Genomic DNA, 16743 nt, shown 5'->3' with positions numbered 1-16743 from the left:
AGGTGAGAGAATGAGTAAATTAGTTGTTATTGGGGGCGGACCTGCTGGCTATGTAGCAGCAATTACCGCGGCTCAAAATGGCAAAGATGTCACTCTTATTGATGAAGCTGACCTTGGCGGAACATGTTTAAATGTTGGGTGTATGCCGACGAAATCACTGTTAGAAAGTGCTGAAGTACATGACATTGTGAGAAAAGCGAATGATTATGGGGTTACGCTTAATACAGGAAGTATATCAATTGATTGGGATCAAATACAGGCGAGGAAATCACAAATCGTAATGCAACTCGTCCAAGGAATACAATATTTAATGAAGAAAAATAAAATTAAAGTTGTAAAAGGAAAAGCGAAATTCGAAACGGATCATCGTATGCGAGTTGTACAAGGAAATAAAGAAGAAGTAGTTGATGGAGAGAGCTTTATTATTGCAGCTGGTTCCGAACCTACAGAATTACCATTCGCTCCGTTTGATGGAAAATGGATTTTAAATAGTAGCCATGCCATGTCTCTTGAGAGTGTACCATCGTCATTGTTAATCGTTGGCGGTGGTGTAATAGGATGCGAGTTTGCAAGCATTTATAGTAGACTTGGCACAAAAGTATCGATAGTTGAAATGGCATCGCAATTAATACCTGGTGAAGATGAAGATATCGCGAATACTTTAAGAGAGAAATTAGAAAAAGATGGGGTGAAAATTTTTACGGGAGCAGTTTTAAAAGGTTTAAATAACTATAAGAAGCAAGCTTCATTTGAATACGAGGGAATTACTCACGAAGTAACTCCAGAATTTGTTCTTGTTTCTGTAGGAAGAAAACCACGAGTGCAACAATTAGGATTAGAAAAGGCAGGGGTTCAGTTTTCAAATAAAGGGATTGCTGTGAATGAACATATGCAAACGAACGTATCGCATATTTACGCAGCTGGTGATGTGATTGGTGGAATTCAGCTTGCTCACGTTGCCTTCCATGAAGGAACGACAGCAGCATTACACGCAAGCGGAGAAGACGTGAAAGTAAATTATCACGCTGTGCCCCGTTGTATATACACAGCTCCAGAAATAGCTAGTGTCGGGTTAAGTGAAAAAGGTGCAAGAGAACAATATGGTGATATTCTCATCGGAGAATTTCCTTTTACAGCGAACGGAAAAGCTCTTATTTTAGGAGAACAAGTAGGTAAAGTAAAAGTCATTGTAGAACCTAAATACCAAGAAATTGTAGGGATTTCTATTATCGGTCCTCATGCAACTGAACTTATTGGTCAAGGAACCGTAATGATTCATACAGAAGTTACCGCTGATATAATGAGAGATTATATTGCAGCACATCCAACTTTATCTGAGGCGATTCATGAAGCGTTAATGCAAGCAGTAGGACATGCTGTACATGCTTAAATAGAAATATGATAAACCACTATTCTCTAAATGAAAGAGAGAATAGTGGTTTGAATTTTTATAGAAGAAATTAAATATCTTATTACTATTTAATTTCAATCGCTGAAGTAATATCGTTCCAATCAGCAGCTAAATTAGCAGTTTTACCGTACCAATCAGCATGTTTAAATAAAACGCCTTTTCCATATCCTTGTGTTGAAGTGTGCTCCCAAAGTGTAGTTGAATAACTTGCAGAAGGTGACGCTGTACTTACAGAAGAAATTCTGTCATTCCAGCTAGATGGTAAGTTTTTAAAGCCGCTACTCCAGTAAATATATTGTCCACCTTTATCTTTATGTTCATAAAAATCAGTACTACCAGCACCGCTACCTAAAGGATTAATTTTATTTTTAATTGCTTTTTTATCCTTTTCAATATACGCATCTAATGTTTCACGGCTAGTAAAACCATAAGCTAGCCAATCTCCATTTTCATTTTGCTCTGGTAATACCATAGTAATTTGGATATCTTTCTTATCCTGCTCACTTAATTTTGCAAATGAATTAACATTTTGTTCATCCACTTTTAAATAATCAAATGACTTAATTGTGTTACTTTTTTCTTCAGCACTTACCGCACCTAGTCCTCCAGTTAGTGCAAAACCCGCTACTAATGTCCCTGCTACTAATTTCTTCAACATATAACCATCCCTTTTTGTTTGAATTTTTGTACAGGTGAATCTTGTACAGCTAAAATGTATTCTAATTTTATACTTTTGTAAATATTCTGAAGTTTTAGAAATAATAGGCGGAATATTTACAGTTTTACATTTTTTCTTTAGAAAGAATGGTTATTGGAATGATATAATAAGTGGATATATTGTTTTTACTGGATGTAAAGATGTTTTAGGAGAGGTGTCATTGAAATATTTTACAAGAGATTGGTATAAAGAAATGCAAGTTTTAGAATTTGTAAGTTTTATAGATTCTATAAAAGAATGGTCGGAAATGGATATAGAAAGTTTAAAGGAGGAAATTGAGAAAAGGAAAATAGATTTATTAAAGTTCCTTCCTGAATCGATATACTCAATTATACAAAACATCACAACTAATTCAGAATACCCATCAGGTGAACTGAAAAAACGTATGCGAAAGTGGTCAACAGATTATGAGAAAAGAGTGGCACAATTAGATCAATCATACGTAGAATATTTTAATTCCATTGAGAAAAAACTTCCGTCAAATGTCGTTCAGTTACACAAGACATCATTACACGACAGTGTAATTAAAGTAGTAAAGAGAAAGTCAGAAGATACTTTGTCTATCGTATTAGATTGCAGTGGTACTTTTAGTGAATTTGATAAACTTGAAGTAACCTTTATAGGAGTAACAAAGTGTTCTATGCCGGAAAACTTTGAAAATGCTTGGTGGTTATATCATGAAATAGCTCTTACTGAAGATGGTTTTGAACTAGGTGTTTTATTCGACTGTCCATTTAGAGAAGTGACGATTTGTGCGACAGATGTATTACTTGTGAAGAAATAATTTTTTATGGAGCATTACAAACGTTTGACATAATAAAAAAATAAAGTTATTGTAGATACATGAAGTCTACAATAGGGGCTGTACTATGAAATATTCTAAAGCTACAAATTATGCTCTTCATACAATGCTTTTTCTGGCAAAGGCTACACCAAATAAGTTAGTTAGTGTTCACCAATTAGCAGAAATGCAAAATGTTTCACCAACGTACTTGTCTAAAATACTAACTAAGTTGACGAAGGAAGGGATGATACATTCATCATCTGGTCCAAAGGGCGGTTACTCGCTTAGTAAGAATTGGGAAGATATTTCATTTTTAGATATTATACATGCAATTGAAGGTAAAACATCATTGTTTGAATGTTGTTTACATGACAAACCTGGATGTTTAATTAATGAAGTAATGCTTGCAGCAGAAGAGAAAATGGAAGAAGAGTTACGAAATCAAAAAATCGTAGATCTTGCGAAAAAAATAAAAGTGGATTTTTAATCTGCTTTTATTTTTAAATTAATTAAGGATAAAAAGACTCTTTGATATCTTTAATTGTAGTTAGAAAATGATATGAAGAAGGAGAGAAAATGATGACTAAATTTTGGAATGATCGATATAAATCAGATGAATATTTTTACGGGGAAGAACCTAATACATTTATTAAAGAACAAGCATTTCGTTTAGCAAATCACAATAAAGTAATAGCATTTGCGGAGGGAGAAGGTAGAAATGCTGTATTTCTAGCAAGACAAGGGAACGAAGTAACAGCTATTGATTATTCGGAAGATGGATTAGAAAAGACAAAAAAATTGGCAGAGAAGCATAACGTAAACGTGCATACAAAAAAAGTAGATTTATTAGCTGATAGTTTGCCAGAAAATGAATATGATGCGGCAATTATGGTATTTGGACATTTTCATGATGATTATAAAAAAATGATATTAGATAAAATGATACAAACGATAAAACCTGGTGGATTAATTATGTTTGAAGTTTACTCAAAAAAACAAATAAACAATTGTACTGGTGGACCAAAAGATGTTGATATGCTGTATGATCCAATTGATATCCTTACTTGGTGTGAAGAACATAAGGTAATTCATTTCTTTAATGGCGAACAAGAGCGAATTGAAGGGAAAGGGCACACTGGTTTAGCTGATGTTATTCAAGTTGTTATTAGAAAATTAATATAAGTGTTAATGAAAGTTAAATGTATGAATGTAAAAGACCAGTCATGTAAGACTGGTCTTTCTATTTAGATACTAAATTATCAAGCTTCCAATATGTATCTGTTAACGGCGCTGCTTTGCTATCTATGTATAAATACATATTATTTAAATCTTTTGGTGAAGTTTTCATATTAAATTCAATGTCAGTAGTTAAAGAAAATTCAGACGGAACTTTTTTAGCATTTTCATTTTGTATAACTTTACCTTCATATTTTTCACCCGTTTTGTCATCTTTTATGAAATATTTTATTTCTGAAAGATCTATCGTTTGTCCGTCAACACGAGCGTTATTTATAGTAACGCGAGCTGTGAGACGCCACTCTTTGTCTATTTTTTCGAATTTAGCATTTTCAACAGTTGCTCTATAGTATTCGTTTTTAAATATTTCCCCATAGTGCATTGCATTCTTTTCGAGAGCGCTCTTTTCTTGTTTTGATGTAGTATTGCTATTACATCCTGTTAATATTCCAGTAAATAATAATGCTGTACATGTCGTTTTGATTAATGATTTCATAGTAATCCCTTTCTGTATTAAAAAGTAAAACATAGGAATAATTTTACATAAACAGGAAGGTAAATGGAAGTATTTTTGCGTAATATACAGATATACATTTATTCGGTTGTCAAGTTAACAGGATAGAAAGAGGGAGAAGACTGTATAAAACGGAATAAATAAGAATTGAAAATATTGTAAAACGGAAGAGGCATGCATATAATTAAAATAAAGTTTAAGTTTCTAAATCTTCAATAACGGTGGTGATGACATGTTTACTGAAGAGCGTCGAGAGAAAATTTTAGAGCTACTTAATACAGATGGAAGAGTAATCGCAAAGGATCTTGCGGAAAGATTTGATATGTCTATTGATTCTATAAGAAGAGATTTGTCTATTATGGAAAAGGATGGTTTATTAAAAAGAACGCACGGAGGTGCAATTGAACTTACGCGAGTGAGAAACTTAGCTGCGGAACCAACTAAACGTTATAGTGATAGCTCAATATATGAGGACACAATTGCAAGAGTTGCGGTATCTTATATACAAGAAGGTGATTCAATTTTTATTGGTGGGGCTTCCGTTCATAATGCGATGCTGAAATATTTACCGGAAGTATCATTTACGGTTATTACGAATTCTATAGAAATAGCTGGTTATCTACGAGAATATAAGAATATTGATACGTATTTAATTGGCGGAAAAGTAAAACCTTCAGGGAATATTACTGATACACTTGCCTCTGAATTGATAAGTAGATTTTCTATTGATCTGTATTTCTCTACAGGTGGAGGCATTTCATTACAAGGTATTAGTACCGCAACACCTGAAGTTGCTTATTTTAGTAAAAGAGTAAGTGAAATTGCTAGAAGAAATATTTGTTTAGTTCCGCATAATAAACTTGGAATAGATTGTTTTATAAGAGGAGAGTCTCTAAAAAAAATTGACATTATTATAACTGACGAAGAGGCTAGTAAAGAAACTGTTCAGGACTTTGAGAAACAAGGTAAACAAGTTGTAATAGCGCCATTATATTCATTTGAAAGGAGTTTGACATGATTGTAAAAGAGCAAGAGTTTTATATAAATGGATTAACTTATACAATTCGTTCTGCAGCTGAGAAAGATGCTGAGCAGTTATCGAAAATTAGAGTTCAGATTGATGGAGAAACTGAAAATATGGATAGAGATGCTGGAGAGGGATTTATAGATGACCTAGGGTTTCAAAAAATAATAAAAACAGATAGTGAAGAGACGAAGAATCTCTTTTTAGTTGCAGAAGTGCACAATCGAATCGTTGGATTTTCAAGATGTGAAGGATCAAATTTTAAGAGATTATCTCATAAAGTGGAGTTTGGCGTTTGCATTTTAAAAGAGTTTTGGGGATATAGAATGGGGAAGAGCTTATTACAACAATCTATTAAATGGGCTGACGAAAATGCAGTAAATAAAATATCTTTACAAGTATTAGAGACAAACGAGAAAGCTATTCATCTGTATAAAAAATTAGGTTTTGAAGTAGAAGGCATTTTGAAAAATGACAAAAGACTATCGGATGGAAAGTATTATAATACGGTATTGATGGGAAGATTTACTAATACTTTTCATGAAAGAGGTGAAGAAGTATGTTTTACAGAAGGAAGTACTATGTAGTGAAAAATGAATTCATAGAAGTATTTAATGATCATTTCAATAATACGAACTTACCTAATCAATTAAAGCATGGTTCTAGGCTAATAGGACGCTGGATGAAAGATAATAAGAATGGTACGTCTGAAGTATTTGCCATATGGGAATATGATAGTTATGAACAGTATAATGAAATAGAATCGAAAATTAGAAGTGACGAGAGGCATATTAAAGGAATACATGAATGGTATAAAAACCATGGCGGGAAAGAATATGTTTTACAGGAGTACATAGTAGAGATGAAAAATGAAGAGTTAGTATGTACTGTAAAGTAACAGAGGGGTGAGGGATAATAGGAATGAAAACAAAATTATATTTTAGTTTAGCATCCGCTATTTTATTTGCAATAGCCGTGATTGTTTTCTTTATAAATGGTAATCCACAAAAGTGGTTTTGGTTATGTATTTTGTTTGCGTCCATTATACAAAATATAGTGCTACTAAAAAAGAATAAAGAAGTGCATTAGGATATTCAAATTATTAACATATTTGTGTCGTATTGCTAGTTGTATTGAAAACGCTTTTATTCAGTTTTATAATAAAAGTATGTTTTATAAATCTCCAAAACAATTAAAAGGGAGATGATACAATGTTAGCTTCACCGTTTTACTTACATGCATGGAAAAAGTTTGTTAATGAAGGTGTTCTTGATTCAAATCGCATAAATCAAAGAATTTCAGAATCGTGGCATCGATGTAAACAGGCTAATGTTAATCCTCACATGAATAAAGGTCAGAAAGTTTTGTCTTCTCATATTTTTCGAGAACAAAAGAAAAAGAGTGAAATTTTCCTTGATATAGCATTACCCCAAATACAAAATTTGAGAAAAACCATTGATGAACTACAAATGATGGCATTATTAATCGATCCAGATGGTTATGTTCTATCGTTAAGTGGAAATAAACAAACGTTAAAGCGAGCGAAACATATTAATTTTATTGAAGGTGTAAAATGGACGGAAGCAGCTGTGGGGACAAACGCAATAGGAACAGCGCTAGAAATTGAAGAAGCTATTATGATAAGTGGTACTGAACATTACTCCGTGGTATCTCATAGCTGGAGTTGTGCGGCTGCTCCCATTCATAATGATGACGGGAAATTAATTGGTGTTCTAGATTTCTCCTGTCCAATTGAATTTTCGCATCCATATATGCTCGGTATGGTAACTTCAATTGCACATGCGATAGAACGTGAATGTAGCATAAGAGTTCATCAAAATGAATTACACTTAATTCATCGTTTTTTAGATGTCATTGATAGTGATGAACAAGTAGTTATTTGTAATCATCGTGATGTTATCGTTTCTGCGAGTAAGAGCGTTCGTGAACGAATAAATAATTGGTCAAGAATGAAACTTGAAGAGTTAATGCACCATGGATTAGAAACTAAATTAGAGATACCAGTATATAGTAATGAAAGAATGATTGGGAAATGTATGTATTTAAAGGAAAACGAACAAATGAATACATATTCTGCTCTCACATTTATAAAAGGAATTACTTTTCCAGGAGTTACTGGGACAAGCAGAGCATTTCAACACACACTAGAAGAAATTAAGCTTGTTTCACCGACTGATGCTAGTGTGTATGTATGTGGTGAGACAGGAGTGGGAAAGGAATATGTCGCGAGAGCGATTCATGAAAATAGTCCAAGAAAAGACGGGCCCTTTATAGCTGTTAATTGTGGTTCTTTGCCTAAAGAATTAATAGAAAGTGAATTGTTCGGTTATGCTGAAGGTGCATTTACAGGTGCGCGACGTCAAGGATATAAAGGGAAATTTGAACAAGCGAAGGGAGGAACATTATTTTTAGATGAAATTGGTGAAGTACCACCAGAGATGCAAGTAGCATTATTGCGTGTTTTACAAGAACGTACAATAACTCCAATAGGAAGTTCAAAAGAGGTACCAGTAAATATTCGTATTATTACTGCCACACATAAAGATTTACTACGGTTAGTAGAAGAAGGGAAATTCCGTCAAGATTTATATTATCGTTTGCACGTTTATCCGTTATATGTTCCATCATTAATAGAAAGAAAAGAGGATATCCCATATTTTATACAACACTTTTGCGAACAGAAGAATTGGAATGTTGTATTTCCGAAGAGTATTTGCAATCAATTTTTACAACATACATGGCCCGGAAATATTCGAGAACTAGTAAATGCATTAGAACGCATTTACATTTTGTCGCAAGGACGGGAAATATGCGAAAAACAAGTCGCTCTTTTGATACAAACAGTGATGGGAAATCAACAACAACTTGAGTTACAAGTTGAAAATAAAACCGAACATACATTGAATTTTCGCGAAAAAATACAGCGTGATAGCATGATTGAAGCATTACAAAAGACAAACGGAAATGTTTCATTAGCTGCAAAACTATTAGATGTACCCCGTAGTACATTTTATAAACGAATGCAAAAATATAAGTTATAAAGTAGATTTTTGTAATCTACTTTTTCTTTGTGGGCTCATGTTCTGTCGGAATGTGCGCTTACCGGGGAAATAATAGAATTGTTAGAAAATAATTCCCGGAAGGGGGACTTATGTGAAGTATATTGAAATCGGCTTCGGAAATAGGTGGTTCGTTCGAACAGAAACCGAAAATAAAGATGGAACTGAATTTGAAGAACGAGGAATTATAAAACCTATTTATTTTGAGTCACTATATGTACGAATGTGGTTTCGGAAAACGTGTTTAATTTTTGATACGAAAGAAGGATTTAAAAAGATTAAGAAGAAGAGGATTGAATATAAATTTATAGTTGGAATTGTAAGTAGACTGAATAAAGAAAAAGTGTGCTAACATACATAGTTATATTGGCCAGGAAATTCTATTGACTTATATCAAACTCATAAAAAGTAATTTTACTAAATATAAATTGTTAATAAAACCGCTAAGGAAACTTAGCGGTTTCTTTTTTTATAGGAAGGATTTTCATATGAATAGGATCTTAACGATTGTACTTGCAATTATTGTAATGGGGTATTCCATTTATAGTTGGAATGATGTTTCGGAACAGAGTATGCTAATTTTACAAACGCTTATAGGGATTATGTTAGTTAGTTTAGGAGTGCAAAATTTTAAAAATAAAGAAAATAAAAGTATGGGCATCGCTTGACTACTCGTTGCGTTATATTTAATTGTTGTATTGTTAGTAAAACATTTTGCATGAATAAGTATTTAAATTATTTATTCATGATTTTCTTATTACGAAAAACATTCTCGCAATAAAAGTTAAAATTCCACTTGTATTTCACTATATAAAATATGGCATAATGATTTAGTTAAATAGAAATGGATAGGGTATTTGAGAGGGGCAGTATAATGAGTTTTGCAATTGAAATAGTAATAAAAGCACCAATGGATATTGTATGTGACTATATAATAGAAGATGAAAAAATAAAAGAATGGAATACGTTTATAATAGAAAATCACTATCCTTCAAATATGGATAAAGAGAATCCACGTGTAGGAGATAAATATATTACTGTTCAAAAAGTCGGTAAGAAAATATTCGAGGCTGAAGTAGAAATCCTTGAATACGATGCACCGCATATTATTTCACTTGGTAGTGAAATGAAGCAAGGATATTCAGCAATGACTTATATGTTAGAAGAAGATGAGGAAGGTACAGCACTAACATTAATTTCAGAATATGAACCTAGTAATTTTTATTATAAAATGATGTATAAGTTAACAGGCTGGATATCACGAGGTTTAACTATGGAACAAATGGAGCGTCTAGCAGAATGTGTAGAAGCTGCTTATCATAAAGAAGATTAATATTAAAAATATATTAAGGTAAAAGCGTTACTCAATCTCATGAGTAACGCTTTTACTGTTTGAAGATTTTTCATTGAAAATCTCAATAGCTCTTTCATATATTTCTTTATCAACACAAAATCTTTCTGTTATCCAATAATTAAGTTCAGAAGATGTAATGATTTGTTCTCTTTTCTTACCTTGGAAATATTGTTTTAAAACATTATCATTTATAGAAGTCGGAATGCCATCGATATAACCGAAAATCTGAATTTTCTTTAATACAGGAGATGTATGCCAATCGTTAGACTTTGTAATGAGTTCTTTCATACTTGATAAATGTATTGGATCTGTATGTAAGATTTTTGCTGGACCTGGATTTCTAGCAATTTTAATCCTATTATTTGAGACTTCATAAGTGAAAGTTTCTCTTACATTACTTACTTGAAATGATTCATAAAGTGGGTAAGCTTGGAATAAAGGTGCACAATAACCAACATCAACATAATAAGGTTGGTCTAAGTTAACCCGTAAGCATAAATGTCCGGGATCCATATACATATAATGAATATTAAAACCAAGATTTGATAATAACCAATGGAATCCAATTGAGTGCGTCCAACAAGTACCCCCGAGACCTTTTGTTGTAATACGGTTTATGTATGTCTCAATGGAAGGAAAATAATTACCTGTTTCATTACCCTTTTCCCAGTCAATTATTTTAGTAAGGGTTTCCCATTTTATTTTTTCTTGATGAGCTTTAATAAGCTCATTTAAAAACTTTAAGCTAGTAGGCTGTTTTGTCGTACCTAAAAATGATAGAAAGCTATTTACTAGTTGTACTTGGGTCATTTTCTTATTCTTTCTATATAGAAATTGCTATTGGTATTATTATACAATAGGTGTCAGAAAATACAGTTGTTTATTATTGGGGTGGGAGAGAATTATATGTCGATGTTGCTATATTATAAAAAAATCCGTGAGCAATTAGGCCATGAACTAATATTCATGCCAAGTGTAGCTGCAGTTATTAAAAACGAGCAGGGAGAAATCTTATTTCAATATCCTGGCGGAGAATATTGGAGTTTGCCGGCTGGAGCAATTGAACCTGGGGAAACTCCAGAAGAAGCAGTAATTCGGGAAGTATGGGAAGAAACAGGATTGAAAGTACGAGTAAAAAAACAAAAAGGGGTATTTGGAGGGGAAAGGTTCCGTCATATATATCCGAATGGCGATCAAGTAGAATATATTGTTGTTGTGTTTGAATGTGAAATTACTAGTGGAAAACTGAAATCGATAGATGGTGAATCTTTAAAACTACAATATTTCTCATTTTCTGAAAAGCCTACTTTAGCGCTACCATACCCAGGTAATATATTTTTATAGATGTAAAATAACACACCTTACTTATTGAAGGTGTGTTATTTATATAACCCGGTCGTATACATCTCCGTTAACGTATACACAATTTCCTCTAAGTTAATCTTTTTATCATTTTGCGTAATAGTCCAAAGAAACGATTCATTCATCGCGAACCAACCGCGTGCTACAATCTCTTTATTTAAATTAGGTTGTGCTAATCCACTTTCTTGAGAGTAAGTAATATCCTGTTTAATACTTGTTATAAAACGTTCCCGAATCTCATCCCATTTTTGCCGTATTTCTCTTGATAATCCTATCGCTTCCTCTACAACTTGCAAAATAGCGCGTTCTGCATCTGCTAATTGCAGGAATGCTCTAACTTGATTTTGGATCATTATACGTGCTTCCTCTTTTGTTTGTGGAGAAAAAGAGCGCTCAGCAATATTATAAAATTGATTCATAACATCTTCCATTAAACTAATTAGGAGATCATCTTTGTTTTTGAAGTATACATATGCTGTTCCGTAACCAGTTTCTGCATGTTTAATAATTTGTGTAATTGTCGTTTTTTGAAATCCATTATTTATAAAAATAGTGTAACCAGAGTGTAATAGTTTCTTCTTCGTTTCTAAGGAGCGGTGTTTTCTTGATGAAAGAGTAGAGTTTTTCAAAGAATCACCTCTTTATACTGAAATATCCGAAAATATAACTGTATTGTAAAAGAAGTTCATATATAAAGTCAACTGACATAATATCATTGACGTTGTATCAATTAAGGTGATATATTTCAATTAGTTAGAATAAAAAGAAAATTAAGAGAAGGTGACACCATGTATAAAGAACCATTTCAACCAACTTATGAGTATGCGCTTGAATGTGATAAACATGATGAACTGAAAGATTTTCAAACTGAATTCTATAAAAAAGAAGGTACTATATATTTAGATGGAAACTCATTAGGGCTACTTTCAAAAAGAGCAGAGAAATCATTACTTACGTTGCTAGATTCGTGGAAAGAGTATGGCATTGACGGCTGGACAGAAGGTGAGCACCCGTGGTTTTTCCTTTCAGAAAAATTAGGTAAACTTACAGCCCCTCTTATTGGTGCTTTACCGGAAGAAACTATTGTAACCGGTTCTACAACTACAAATATACACCAAGTTATTGCGACGTTTTACGAACCAAAAGGAATACGTACAAAAATACTTGCGGATGAATTAACTTTCCCATCAGATATTTATGCACTTCAAAGTCAAATTCGTTTAAAAGGATTAGATCCAGAGGAGCATTTAGTAAGAGTGAAAAGCCGAGATGGTAGAACACTTTCTGAAGAAGATATTATCCATGCGATGGAAGATGATATCGCTTTAATTTTATTACCTTCTGTTTTATATAGAAGTGGTCAAATTCTTGATATGAAACGTTTAACAACGGAAGCTCATAAACGCGGCATTCACATTGGATTTGATTTATGCCATTCAATAGGATCTATTCCGCATCATTTCAAAGATTGGGATGTCGATTTTGCTGTTTGGTGCAATTATAAATATTTAAATGCAGGACCGGGTAGTGTTGCAGGCCTTTATGTAAATAGTAAACATTTTAATAGACTGCCAGGATTGTCTGGATGGTTTAGTTCTAGAAAAGATAAACAGTTTGATATGGAGCATACATTAACAGCTGCTGATCATGCAGGTGCTTATCAAATTGGTACACCGCACGTATTAAGTACAGCACCATTAATTGGTTCACTTGAAATTTTCAAAGATGCTGGTATTGAACGTTTACGTGAGAAATCTTTACATATTACGAGATACATGCTGAATTTAATTGGACATGAATTAAAAGATTTCGAATTTACAATTGGAAATCCATTAGAGGATGAAAAACGAGGCGGGCACATTTATTTAGAGCATGCAGAAGCAGCACGTATATGTAAAGCACTAAAAGCAAATGGAGTAATTCCAGATTTTAGAGCGCCAAATGGGGTGAGACTTGCGCCGGTCGCTTTATATAACACATACGAAGAAGTGTGGAAATCTGTACAAATATTAAAGAAAATTATGAAAAATGAAGAGTATAAGCAGTTTGAAAATAAGCGAGAGGTTGTGGCATAAATATGAAAACATCAGAGTGGATTGATATTTCACAACCGCTAAATAATAATATTGCAACGTGGCCAGGAGACACACCGTTCTCGTATGAAGTTTCATGGTCAAAAGAAGAAAGTGGCTCAGTAAATGTCGGAAAGTTAACGATGAGTATTCATACAGGCACTCATATTGATGCACCATTTCATTTTGATAATGATGGAAAGAAAGTATTGGATTTAGATGTTCAAGTTTATGTTGGCCCAGCACGGATTATTGACGTTTCTAATCTTGAAAGCATCGGGAAAAAGGAATTAGAAAGCTTTCATTTAGAAGGTGTAGAACGATTATTATTACGTACATCTTCACATGGAAAAACTGAAGAATTTCCAGAGGTGATCCCTCATTTACGTGCAGACATAGCGTCGTTTCTTTCAGAGAAAGGTATTCGTTTAATCGGAGTAGATGTACCATCAGTTGATCCGCTAGATGATAAAGAATTAGCAGCGCATCATCAATTATTTAAACATGGAATTCATATTTTAGAAAATGTCGTACTAGATCATGTAGCAGACGGTGATTATGAACTTATTGCATTACCACTTGCATTAACTGATGCAGATGGAAGTCCAGTTCGAGCCGTTATTAGACCAATATAAGTAGAATCATATAAAAGGGGCGTTTGGCTAATATGAAAGAAAATGAAAAAGTAATTATGGAAAAAGGGATTCATACGGATTTTAAAGAGAATATGACGTATGGGGAGTATTTACAATTAGATAGTTTACTATCTTCTCAAAAAAGATTATCGGACCATCATGATGAAATGTTATTTATCGTTATTCACCAAGCAAGTGAGCTTTGGATGAAGCTCATTTTACATGAGCTAAATGCGGCGATTGAATCTATTAAACAAGATAAATTACAACCAGCTTTTAAAATGTTAGCACGTGTATCAAAAATTCAGTCTCAAATTATTCAATCTTGGGATATTCTTGCGACATTAACACCATCAGAATATATTGAGTTTCGTGATTCACTCGGTCAAGCTTCAGGTTTTCAATCGTATCAATATCGTATGATTGAGTATGCACTTGGCTATAAAACGCCACACGCATTAAAAATTTATGAAAAGGATCCAGAATTACATGCACGACTTCATAAAGCGCTACATGCACCAAGTCTATATGATGTCGCGATTCAAGCATTAGTAAAAGAAGGCTTCCCTATTCATAAAGATGTGTTAAACCGTGATATTACGCAGCCTTATGAAGAAGATGCAACAGTAGAAGCAGCATGGTTGGAAGTGTATGCGGATGTGAAAAAATATTGGAATTTATATCAGCTTGCTGAAAAATTGATTGATATTGAAGACTGGCTACAACAATGGCGTTTCCGTCATATGAAAACAGTAGAAAGAATTATTGGACATAAAATGGGTACAGGTGGATCCTCCGGTGTTTCTTATTTAAAGCGAGTACTTGATCAACAATTCTTCCCGGAGCTTTGGAATGTTCGTACAAAATTATAAAAATAAACCTGTCAGTTCATTATGGCTGACAGGTTTATTTTTATTTGAGCACAATTATGTTTAAAATGAAGGAACAAGATATAATAAATGGAGTAACTATTTAAATGGAGGTAAAGTTTTTGGATTTCAAGCAACTAGAAAATAAATTCGAAAAGAAAAAAGTGAATACATTTCTTGTTTATCAAAAAGGGGAATTAACAACTGAGTATTATAAAACACCCGAATGTGCAAATAACTTATATAAAATAAATTCGATTACAAAAAGTATCGTATCTTTATTAATTGGTATTGCAATTGATAAGGGCTATATAAATGATATACATACATCAATTACAGAGTGGATTGAAAATGTACCTGGGGAAAAACATGATTTAACGCTATATCACTTATTAACAATGACTACTGGTGAGGACTGGAAAGAGTTTGGGAATGGAGTAGTATTCCCAAATGACTTTGTAGAATCAGAGAACTGGGTACAGTACATATTAGAAAAGCCAATAATTGAAGAACCTGCTACAAAAATGAATTATAATTCAGGTTCTTCTCATTTACTGAGCTATATTATTCAAAAAGCTACTGGAATGTCAACAGAGCGGTTTGCAAAGAAATATTTATTTGATCCATTAAAAATTAACGAATACGAGTGGCAACAAGATCCGCAGGGTATATATGTAGGTGGCTTCGGTATGAAAATGAAATCTACCGATTTATTAAAATTAGGAAAATTATGTTTGCAAAATGGATATTGGAATGAAAAAGAAATTGTATCAGCGAAATGGTTAGAAGAGTCAAGTAGGGCGCAATTTGAAACATATGAACATGTCGGCGCATATGGATATCACTGGTGGGTATTACATAACGAAAGATTTCACATACCGTATTGTATATATTTCGCTATGGGATACGGCGGACAATACATCGTTATCATTCCTCAATTAGAAGTAGTATCTATTATAAGTAGTCATATGCCAAAACGTGGGCTCGTTCCGTTAAATTTATTTATTGAGCATGTACAGGGAAATTCTAATTATATATAAGAAAAGGAGGGAATGTATGAAAGATGAAAAAATTTTATCTTTATTTAGACTATGTTTAAGCCTTCTAGCATTTAGTGCAATCATTACGCAATTTATAATACGGGCACAAGTGAAACCGTTCAATCCAGTTAACTTTTTTAGTTTCTTTACGATCGAAAGTAACATTTTAGTTGCATGTATTCTCCTTTTAAGTAGTATCGGAACAGCTACATTTGGTCGATCAGAACAGTTTGGTATACTTCGTGGTGCAGCAACGGTATACATACTTACGACTGGACTCATTTATTTTTTATTATTAAGAGGGTTAGAAGAATCACTTCAAACGGCAATACCATGGGTAAATACGGTGTTACATTATATCATGCCAATTGCTATGCTTTTAGATTGGATATTAAATCCACCAAATAAGAAAATCACTTGGAAACAAGCTTCAAGTTGGCTTTTATTCCCGTTTTTTTACGTTGTATATAGCTTAATTCGTGGTCCAATCGTGAATTGGTATCCTTATCCATTTTTAGATCCGAGAATAGGTGGATATGGTAGAGTACTTTTATACAGTATAGGGATAGCAGTTGTAATTGGCACTATTTGTATATTGGTAAGATTTTTAGGGAATCGATATTTTAGAAAAGAATTTTAGAAAT

At 33.1% G+C, this 16743-nt stretch carries 21 protein-coding genes; 17 read left to right on the top strand and 4 right to left on the bottom strand.

All coding sequences use genetic code 11. The annotated features are described in order from the left end of the window. Window positions 1-10 precede the first annotated feature (10 nt). The gene (gene lpdA, locus ACTFO4_RS15180; RefSeq protein WP_242259406.1) at window positions 11-1390 is read left to right on the top strand and encodes a dihydrolipoyl dehydrogenase; all 1380 of its coding nucleotides are present in this window, start codon (window positions 11-13) and stop codon (window positions 1388-1390) included. A gap of 85 nt (window positions 1391-1475) precedes the next feature. On the opposite strand, the gene ACTFO4_RS15175 is transcribed toward lpdA, so the two are convergent. Further along, a complete protein-coding gene (locus tag ACTFO4_RS15175) occupies window positions 1476-2069 on the bottom strand; it encodes a hypothetical protein (RefSeq protein WP_000914443.1) in 594 nt (197 codons plus the stop codon). Window positions 2070-2289: 220 nt separating this feature from the next. On the opposite strand from ACTFO4_RS15175, the gene ACTFO4_RS15170 reads away from it, so the two are divergent. The 3 genes from ACTFO4_RS15170 to ACTFO4_RS15160 all read left to right on the top strand — a co-directional run bounded on the left by ACTFO4_RS15170 (window position 2290) and on the right by ACTFO4_RS15160 (window position 4095). Further along, complete coding sequence (locus ACTFO4_RS15170; protein WP_139365824.1) at window positions 2290-2913, top strand: DUF4085 domain-containing protein; 624 nt, start codon at window positions 2290-2292, stop codon at window positions 2911-2913. An 85-nt stretch (window positions 2914-2998) separates the two neighbouring features. Beyond that, window positions 2999-3400 carry an Rrf2 family transcriptional regulator gene (locus tag ACTFO4_RS15165; RefSeq protein WP_000877650.1) on the top strand — a complete coding sequence of 134 codons (402 nt, stop codon included), beginning with the start codon at window positions 2999-3001 and terminating at the stop codon, window positions 3398-3400. A gap of 89 nt (window positions 3401-3489) precedes the next feature. Then, window positions 3490-4095, top strand: coding sequence for a class I SAM-dependent methyltransferase (locus ACTFO4_RS15160; RefSeq protein WP_440013859.1), 606 nt, complete (start codon window positions 3490-3492; stop codon window positions 4093-4095). 58 nt (window positions 4096-4153) lie between these two features. On the opposite strand, the gene ACTFO4_RS15155 is transcribed toward ACTFO4_RS15160, so the two are convergent. Then, window positions 4154-4645 carry a hypothetical protein gene (locus tag ACTFO4_RS15155; protein ID WP_063536563.1) on the bottom strand — a complete coding sequence of 164 codons (492 nt, stop codon included), beginning with the start codon at window positions 4643-4645 and terminating at the stop codon, window positions 4154-4156. A 250-nt stretch (window positions 4646-4895) separates the two neighbouring features. Here ACTFO4_RS15155 and ACTFO4_RS15150 point away from each other — a divergent pair, with 250 nt between their 5' ends. From ACTFO4_RS15150 to ACTFO4_RS15120, 7 genes are all read left to right on the top strand, one after another. Next, window positions 4896-5681, top strand: coding sequence for a DeoR/GlpR family DNA-binding transcription regulator (locus ACTFO4_RS15150; protein WP_000493642.1), 786 nt, complete (start codon window positions 4896-4898; stop codon window positions 5679-5681). Next, on the top strand, window positions 5678-6274 hold the full coding sequence (locus tag ACTFO4_RS15145; RefSeq protein ID WP_000635680.1) for a GNAT family N-acetyltransferase: 597 nt from the start codon (window positions 5678-5680) through the stop codon (window positions 6272-6274). The genes ACTFO4_RS15150 and ACTFO4_RS15145 overlap by 4 nt, the downstream gene beginning before the upstream one ends. After that, on the top strand, window positions 6247-6585 hold the full coding sequence (locus ACTFO4_RS15140) for an NIPSNAP family protein (RefSeq protein WP_440013858.1): 339 nt from the start codon (window positions 6247-6249) through the stop codon (window positions 6583-6585). Before ACTFO4_RS15145 ends, ACTFO4_RS15140 begins: the two co-directional genes overlap by 28 nt. A gap of 313 nt (window positions 6586-6898) precedes the next feature. Next, the gene (locus ACTFO4_RS15135; RefSeq protein ID WP_440013857.1) at window positions 6899-8749 is read left to right on the top strand and encodes a sigma-54-dependent Fis family transcriptional regulator; all 1851 of its coding nucleotides are present in this window, start codon (window positions 6899-6901) and stop codon (window positions 8747-8749) included. Between the two features lie 112 nt (window positions 8750-8861). Then, entirely contained in the window at window positions 8862-9119 is a 258-nt protein-coding gene (locus ACTFO4_RS15130; protein ID WP_000873828.1) for a DUF3977 family protein, read from the top strand. Between the two features lie 136 nt (window positions 9120-9255). Further along, window positions 9256-9435: a DUF3953 domain-containing protein gene (locus ACTFO4_RS15125; RefSeq protein ID WP_001079915.1), complete on the top strand. Its 180-nt coding sequence runs from the start codon at window positions 9256-9258 to the stop codon at window positions 9433-9435. Window positions 9436-9641: 206 nt separating this feature from the next. Further along, complete coding sequence (locus ACTFO4_RS15120) at window positions 9642-10100, top strand: SRPBCC family protein (RefSeq protein ID WP_078420813.1); 459 nt, start codon at window positions 9642-9644, stop codon at window positions 10098-10100. A 27-nt stretch (window positions 10101-10127) separates the two neighbouring features. Here ACTFO4_RS15120 and ACTFO4_RS15115 read toward each other — a convergent pair whose 3' ends face one another. Beyond that, entirely contained in the window at window positions 10128-10931 is an 804-nt protein-coding gene (locus tag ACTFO4_RS15115; RefSeq protein ID WP_078420812.1) for an arylamine N-acetyltransferase, read from the bottom strand. 96 nt (window positions 10932-11027) lie between these two features. Here ACTFO4_RS15115 and ACTFO4_RS15110 point away from each other — a divergent pair, with 96 nt between their 5' ends. After that, window positions 11028-11465, top strand: a complete 438-nt coding sequence (locus ACTFO4_RS15110; RefSeq protein ID WP_078420811.1) for an NUDIX hydrolase — start codon at window positions 11028-11030, stop codon at window positions 11463-11465. A 35-nt stretch (window positions 11466-11500) separates the two neighbouring features. Here the strand turns inward: ACTFO4_RS15110 and ACTFO4_RS15105 are convergent, their stop codons facing one another. Beyond that, complete coding sequence (locus ACTFO4_RS15105) at window positions 11501-12112, bottom strand: TetR/AcrR family transcriptional regulator (protein WP_000798536.1); 612 nt, start codon at window positions 12110-12112, stop codon at window positions 11501-11503. Between the two features lie 159 nt (window positions 12113-12271). Between ACTFO4_RS15105 and kynU the strand changes: the two genes are divergently transcribed. The 5 genes from kynU to ACTFO4_RS15080 all read left to right on the top strand — a co-directional run bounded on the left by kynU (window position 12272) and on the right by ACTFO4_RS15080 (window position 16739). Continuing rightward, window positions 12272-13558: a kynureninase gene (kynU, locus tag ACTFO4_RS15100; RefSeq protein WP_000276298.1), complete on the top strand. Its 1287-nt coding sequence runs from the start codon at window positions 12272-12274 to the stop codon at window positions 13556-13558. 2 nt (window positions 13559-13560) lie between these two features. Beyond that, entirely contained in the window at window positions 13561-14190 is a 630-nt protein-coding gene (kynB, locus tag ACTFO4_RS15095) for an arylformamidase (protein WP_440013855.1), read from the top strand. Between the two features lie 32 nt (window positions 14191-14222). Continuing rightward, entirely contained in the window at window positions 14223-15062 is an 840-nt protein-coding gene (kynA, locus tag ACTFO4_RS15090) for a tryptophan 2,3-dioxygenase (protein ID WP_000661957.1), read from the top strand. Window positions 15063-15181: 119 nt separating this feature from the next. Then, on the top strand, window positions 15182-16099 hold the full coding sequence (locus ACTFO4_RS15085) for a serine hydrolase domain-containing protein (protein ID WP_440013854.1): 918 nt from the start codon (window positions 15182-15184) through the stop codon (window positions 16097-16099). A gap of 16 nt (window positions 16100-16115) precedes the next feature. Further along, complete coding sequence (locus ACTFO4_RS15080; RefSeq protein ID WP_000650955.1) at window positions 16116-16739, top strand: Pr6Pr family membrane protein; 624 nt, start codon at window positions 16116-16118, stop codon at window positions 16737-16739. Window positions 16740-16743: the final 4 nt, after the last annotated feature.

The sequence above is a fragment of the Bacillus cereus group sp. MYBKT14-1 genome (genome assembly GCF_051915185.1).
GTDB classification, from domain to species: Bacteria; Bacillota; Bacilli; order Bacillales; family Bacillaceae_G; genus Bacillus_A; species Bacillus_A cereus.
This window is presented reverse-complemented; position numbering and strand designations above follow the sequence as displayed.